Annotated in this window: 5 protein-coding genes; 4 read left to right on the top strand and 1 reads right to left on the bottom strand. The window is 67.1% G+C overall.

Annotated elements, in window-relative coordinates:
* Positions 1-126: 126 nt before the first annotated feature.
* The 3 genes from IP69_RS04625 to IP69_RS22470 all read left to right on the top strand — a co-directional run bounded on the left by IP69_RS04625 (position 127) and on the right by IP69_RS22470 (position 4386).
* Positions 127-978 carry a uracil-DNA glycosylase gene (locus tag IP69_RS04625; protein WP_054141661.1) on the top strand — a complete coding sequence of 284 codons (852 nt, stop codon included), beginning with the start codon at positions 127-129 and terminating at the stop codon, positions 976-978.
* A 60-nt stretch (positions 979-1038) separates the two neighbouring features.
* Entirely contained in the window at positions 1039-1926 is an 888-nt protein-coding gene (locus tag IP69_RS04630) for a neutral zinc metallopeptidase (protein ID WP_054141658.1), read from the top strand.
* Positions 1927-2424: 498 nt separating this feature from the next.
* Entirely contained in the window at positions 2425-4386 is a 1962-nt protein-coding gene (locus IP69_RS22470) for a glycerophosphodiester phosphodiesterase family protein (RefSeq protein WP_054141659.1), read from the top strand.
* A gap of 124 nt (positions 4387-4510) precedes the next feature.
* Here the strand turns inward: IP69_RS22470 and IP69_RS04640 are convergent, their stop codons facing one another.
* Positions 4511-4999 (bottom strand): hypothetical protein, encoded by a 489-nt coding sequence (locus tag IP69_RS04640; protein ID WP_054141660.1) that lies wholly within the window; start codon positions 4997-4999, stop codon positions 4511-4513.
* 196 nt (positions 5000-5195) lie between these two features.
* Between IP69_RS04640 and IP69_RS04645 the strand changes: the two genes are divergently transcribed.
* The coding region (locus IP69_RS04645; RefSeq protein ID WP_349236285.1) for a radical SAM protein at positions 5196-5886 on the top strand (691 nt) is incomplete at its 3' end.

A 5886-nucleotide genomic window follows, 5' to 3' on the forward strand; every position in this document is an offset into this window, starting at 1 on the left:
CCCCACCCTAACCCTCCCCACCGCAAGCGGGGGGAGGGAATCGGCGCCGACTGCACGAAATGGCGTGAGCGATGGCTTCGACAGCGGCTCGCGAAGTCACCGGCTCCCGTGATAGACACGCCGACGATGTCCCTCACCCTTGTGCCCTCCCCCGCCGAACTCGTCGCCTGGTATGCCGACATGGGCATCACCGAGGCCCTGGACGAGACGACGCATGACCATTTCGCGGCCCCGGAGCCCGCGAGCGAACCTTCGCGTCCGCGCCCGACGCTGCCGCCGCGCGCCGGCCAGGGACCCGCAGCCGAGGCTCGCCCCAACGCCGCCGCCGCGACGGCGCCCGAGGATGCAGCCCTTAGCGCGCGGGTGCTGGCCCGGGAGGCTGCGACGCTGGAGGCGCTGAAAGAGGCGCTGGCGCGATTCGAGGGCTGCGCGCTGAAGGCGACCGCAAAGAACCTCGTTTTCGCGGATGGCAACCCGCAGGCCCGCGTGATGATCGTCGGCGAGGCGCCCGGTGGTGACGAAGACCGCGTCGGCCTGCCCTTCGTCGGGCGCTCGGGGCAGTTGCTCGACCGGATGCTGGGCGCGATCGGGCTCGACCGCAAAACCGATGTCTACATCGCCAATCTGCTGCCCTGGCGGCCGCCGGGCAACCGCACGCCGACGCCACAGGAGGTCGCGATCTGCCTGCCCTTCATCCAGCGCCAGATCGCGCTCGCCAACCCCGACATTCTGGTCTGCGTCGGCGGCCCGGCGGCACAGGGCCTGCTGGGGCTCACCGGCATCCTCGCGTCGCGCGGCAAATGGTCCGAATACGACACCGGCACGCGGCGCATCCGGGCGCTGGCGACGCTGCACCCGGCCTATCTGCTGCGGCAGCCTTTGCAGAAGCGGCTGGCCTGGCGCGACATGCGGACGCTGAAGGCTGCGCTCGATGCTCTGGGCGCGCCGGAACCGGCGCCGACGGCGCGGGTTGACTGACGGCTTGAGTTCCGGCCCGCTCTGCTTAGAGATTGCCGGCAGGGTTACGGGGACGATGCCATGCAGTGGGAAGATTACCGCCAGTCCGACAATGTCGAGGATCGGCGCGGCGGCGGCGGCGATTTCGCCGGTCTGCCCGGTGGGCGCGGCGGGCTGGGCATCGGCACCATGGTCGTGCTCGGGCTGGTGGGCTGGGCGCTGGGCATCGATCCGCGCCTGCTGATCGGCGGGGCGGAACTGATCGGCGGCATCGGCGGGCGCCAGGCGCCGACGCAGGAGACGCGGCGCTCGTCTGGGCCTCCGCAGGACGAGATGGGGCGCTTTGTCTCGGCCGTGCTGGCGCAGAACGAGGACGTCTGGACCAAGCTTCTGCCGCAGCAAGCCAACCGCCGCTACGAGCCGCCGCGTCTGGTGATCTTCGACCGAGTCTCGAGCTCGGCCTGCGGCACGGCGCAGTCGGCGATGGGGCCGTTCTACTGCCCGCCCGACAAGCGCGTCTATCTCGACCTCTCCTTCTTCCAGGAGATGCAGCGCAAGCTCGGCGGCGGCGGCGATTTCGCCTATGCCTATGTCATCGGCCACGAGGTCGGCCACCATATCCAGAACTTGCTCGGCATCCTGCCCAAGGCCAATCAGCTGAAGCAGCGCTCCTCCGAGCGGGAGGCCAATGCGATCTCGGTTCGTGTCGAATTACAGGCCGACTGCTTCGCCGGCGTCTGGGCGCACAACATCCAGGCGATGGGCCGCATCGACCAGGGCGATATCGAGGAGGCGCTGCGCACGGCCGCAGCCATCGGCGACGACATGCTGCAGAAGGCCTCGCGCGGTCAGGTCGTGCCGGATTCCTTCACCCATGGCTCGGCCGCCCAGCGCCAGCGCTGGTTCACCACCGGCCTCAAGACCGGCTCGATGCAGAGCTGCGATACCTTCAAACCGGCGCAGGTCTGATCGGAAGGTCAGGCGGCTTCCCACTCGCGATCAAGACGGCATGGCCTGCAGGCGCCACCGATGGCAAGCAGCCGGCCGTGCTACCCCGCTGAACGCCTGCGCCTGGCGCATGGCCGCTGGTCCGCTGCTGGCTCCCGTTCGACATCATCGGATTGCTTTGGCGTGATCGCGATCAGCGGCGGCTGACGACCCTGTGTGTCTCACGCCGAATCTCGCTAGTTTTTGGTGTTCGGCAGGACTTGAACCGTCGGCAGTTTCCCGCTCTGGGCGGCTGAAACAGAGGCTATGCCCCCGGCCGCCGCGGCGGCCCGAGCGGCCATGAGCCGGCTCGAAAAAGCATATTCGATTGCTTCAATAAATCGTTAACAATCCGTCACCTGCGGCGCCTAGCCAAGCGCGTCGCCGAGCCGTGTCTGGGGCCGGATCGGCCGATCCCATCAGCTCCGTTGCCCATTGTTGCGACGCCGCGTCGTAGCCCTATGCCTAAAGGACCATCTCATGTCTGACATCACGATCTATGGCCATCGCGGCACCAATCCGTACCCCGATCACACCCGTGAAGCTCATCTCTGGGCCGCCAACTGGGGCGCCGATTCCATCGAGCCGGATCTTTGGCTCACCAAGGACGGCGTGCTCGTCGTCAGCCATGACAACCACAACTATTCCAACCTCACCTATGCCGAAGCCAAGGCCATCGAGCCCGCGCTGCAGACCTTCGGCGAGGTCATCGAGCTGGTGAAGGCGATGTCGATCGAGACCGGTCGCCAGCTCAGCATCATTCCCGAGACCAAGAACACCAATTACGCGACCAGCGAAGCCGTCATCAAGGAGCTGATCGCGCATGACTTCCTCGACCCGACCCGGGTTGTGATCCAGAGCTTCGCCTCTGCAAACCTACAGATGCTGCACAACACGATCATGCCGCAATACGGCGTCGACCTGCCGCTCGCCTTCCTGGGCTACAGCATGGCGAACCTGGCCCAGGTCGCGACCTACGCCGACATCATCGCCCCCCATCAGAGCGTCATCACGGCAGCCGGTGTCGAAGCCGCCCATGCGCTGGGGCTGAAAGTCGTCGGCTGGACCGTCATCGGAACCGAGGCCCAGATCAAACGGCTGATCGACATGGGCGTCGACGGCGTCTTCGTCGACGAGACCAACACGGCCCGCACCGCTCTCGCCAACCTGAACGGCGTCAAGGTCGGCTACGGCACGGAAGGTGACGACGAGATGACCGGCACCGCCGGCGCCGACCTGATCTATGCGATGGCGGGCGACGACACGATCGACGCCGGCGAAGGCGACGACGAGGTCTATGGCGACGGCGGCGACGACGTCATCGACGGCGGCTCCGGTAACGACACGCTCTATGGCGGCGCCGGCGACGACGCGCTGATGGGCGGCGAAGGCAACGATGTCCTGGTCGGCGGCGTCGGCGACGACGAAATCGACGGCGGCGAAGGCATCGACACCGTCTCCTACCTGGTCGGGCTCAGTGACACCGCCGGTGTCACGGTCAACCTCGCCGACGGCACCGCCGATGGCGACGAGGCCGGCTCCGACACGCTCATCGGCATCGAGAACGTCATCGGCGGCCTCGGCGACGACACGCTGATCGGCGATGACGGCGCCAACATCCTCGACGGCAGCGCCGGAAACGACACGATCAACGGCGGCGCCGGCGACGATGTCATCATCGGTGGCGCCGGCAATGACGTCATCGACGGCGGCGCCGGCTTCGACACGCTCGACCTTTCGGCCGCGACCGGCGCGATCAGCGTCAACTTCACGGCGGGCACGGCCAGCGCCGCCGGCATCGGCACCGACAGCTTCTCCAACATCGAGAAGCTGGTCTTCGGCGCCGGCGACGAGACCATCACGGGCGGCAACGGCAACGAGGCGCTCGATGGCGGCGCCGGCAACGACACGCTCAAGGGCGGCGCCGGCGACGACAGCCTGTGGGGCGGTGCCGGCAATGACACGCTCGACGGTGGTTCGGGCGATGATGAGGTCTTCGGCGGCATCGGCAACGACGTGATCAAGGCCGGCTCCGGCGTCGATCTGGTCGAAGCCGGCGAAGGCGACGATGTGGTCGATGCCGGTTCCGGCGACGACATCGTGCGTGGTGGCGCCGGCAATGACAGCCTCGACGGCGGCTCGGGCAACGACCGCATCGAAGGCGGCGCTGGCAATGACGTTCTCACCGGCGGTTCCGGGCTGGACGTCTTCGTCTTCGCCGCGGGCTTCGGCAAGGACACGGTCACCGATTTCCGCACCACCGGCACGAGCGCCGACGTGCTGGAATTCGCCACCGACATCTTTGCCGATTTCGACGACGCGATGGCTGCCGCCACACAGGTCGGCAGCGACACGGTGTTCACGATCGATGCCGACACGACCCTGACGCTGAAGAGCATCGCGCTCGCCAGCCTCGCGCAGAACGATTTCCACTTCGTCTGAGCCTGAAAGCCGACAGGCTCTCACCCAGGGAGGCGGGGCGCCGGGCATGGCGCCCCGTTTCCACACTGTCTCGCCTGCAGCCGTGGTCAGATCCGTTCGGGCGGCACATCGCCCTGGCACTTTTTCAGATTTCGGCGCGCTCGCGCTTGACCGAAAGCCGCCTTGGCATCGAGCCCAGGCGGCCGACCAGCGCATGTCCCTTGGGAACGATCAAACCCGGCCGCAGCCGGCGCGGGCCGAACGACATGGCCGCGCGTTCCCGCAATGAGCCGGCAACGCCGCGCAGCGGGATCAGCGCCGGTGTGTCGGGCGCCAGAATCAGATGGCGCTCGACGGCCTGAGCCCAATGCGCCTGCGGCACATCGCCTGCCTCGAGCAGGAAGAGCCAGTCGCCGCGCGCCTCCGCAGCCCCGCAGTGCCAGCCTTCCGCACCGCCGGCACGCAGATAGCTCGCGCCGGTCGCATCCGCCAGGCGCTCGACATCGGGCTTGCCGATCCCATCGACGACGACGGCATGGCCCAAAAATCCGTCCGCAACGGCCGGGATGAGGACGGAAAAGGTTGCGGCAAGCGCCTCGACCGAGCCGCCGACGCGGATGACCGCTGTAAGCATGGCTCTTCCTTATGGCGCAATGCAGCATGTCGCAATCCAGTCGCTTGCTTTTCGTTCCTGTTATGTTCACATAGACACCCATGAAAAGCGCCGATTCTCGGCGATTTCCAGGGACGGTTTCAGCGCCATGCGTCAGAGCAGACCCGCTTCACCCCCGATTTTGCCCCAGATGCTGAAGCGGCAGGAGAGTGTTCCCATGTCGGTTTCGGCGCCATTGCCGCTGAGCGCCCGGGTGTCGGCGGTCGATCCCGTGGCCTATGCCGGCCACCGCATCGACCCCGAGCGGCGGCGCGGGCGCGGGGCGACGATCAATCCCGGCGGCCGCTTCGAGACCGAACAGCGCATCAGCGAGGATGACGGCTGGGGGTCGCTGGGCGAACTCGCGCCCTTCAAGACCGAGATCGCGGTCGAGAAGGCCCGTACAATCATTACGAAGAATGATTCCCCGGATATTTCCTTCGACCGTTCGATCAACCCCTATCGCGGCTGCGAGCATGGCTGCGTCTACTGCTTCGCGCGGCCGAGCCACGCCTATCTCGGCCTGTCGCCGGGGCTCGATTTCGAGAGCAAGCTGACGGCCAAGCCCGACGCGGCGCTGTTGCTGGAGAAGGAGCTGTCGGCATCCTCCTACCAGCCTCGCACCATTGCGATCGGCACCAACACCGACGCCTATCAGCCGATCGAGAAGAAGCTGCGGATCATGCGCGGCATCCTCGAGGTGCTGGAGCGCTTCAGCCATCCTGTCGGCATCGTCACCAAATCGGCGCTGGTGCAGCGCGACATCGACATTCTCGCCCCGATGGCGGCCAAGGGGCTGGCCAAGGTCGCGATTTCACTGACGACGCTCGACCCCAAGGTCGCGCGCGGCATGGAGCCGCGCGCCGCCT

It is taken from the genome of Allobosea sp. AAP35 (assembly GCF_001295925.1).
In the GTDB taxonomy this organism is placed as follows: domain Bacteria; phylum Pseudomonadota; class Alphaproteobacteria; order Rhizobiales; family Beijerinckiaceae; genus Allobosea.

What these genes read in the sequence shown, in the direction of transcription:
- IP69_RS04625 (WP_054141661.1), top strand. Translation starts at nt 127, where the DNA reads ATGTCCCTCACCCTTGTGCCCTCCCCCGCCGAACTCGTCGCCTGGTAT.
- IP69_RS04630 (WP_054141658.1), top strand. Translation starts at nt 1,039, where the DNA reads ATGCAGTGGGAAGATTACCGCCAGTCCGACAATGTCGAGGATCGGCGC.
- IP69_RS22470 (WP_054141659.1), top strand. Translation starts at nt 2,425, where the DNA reads ATGTCTGACATCACGATCTATGGCCATCGCGGCACCAATCCGTACCCC.
- IP69_RS04640 (WP_054141660.1), bottom strand. Translation starts at nt 4,999, where the DNA reads ATGCTTACAGCGGTCATCCGCGTCGGCGGCTCGGTCGAGGCGCTTGCC.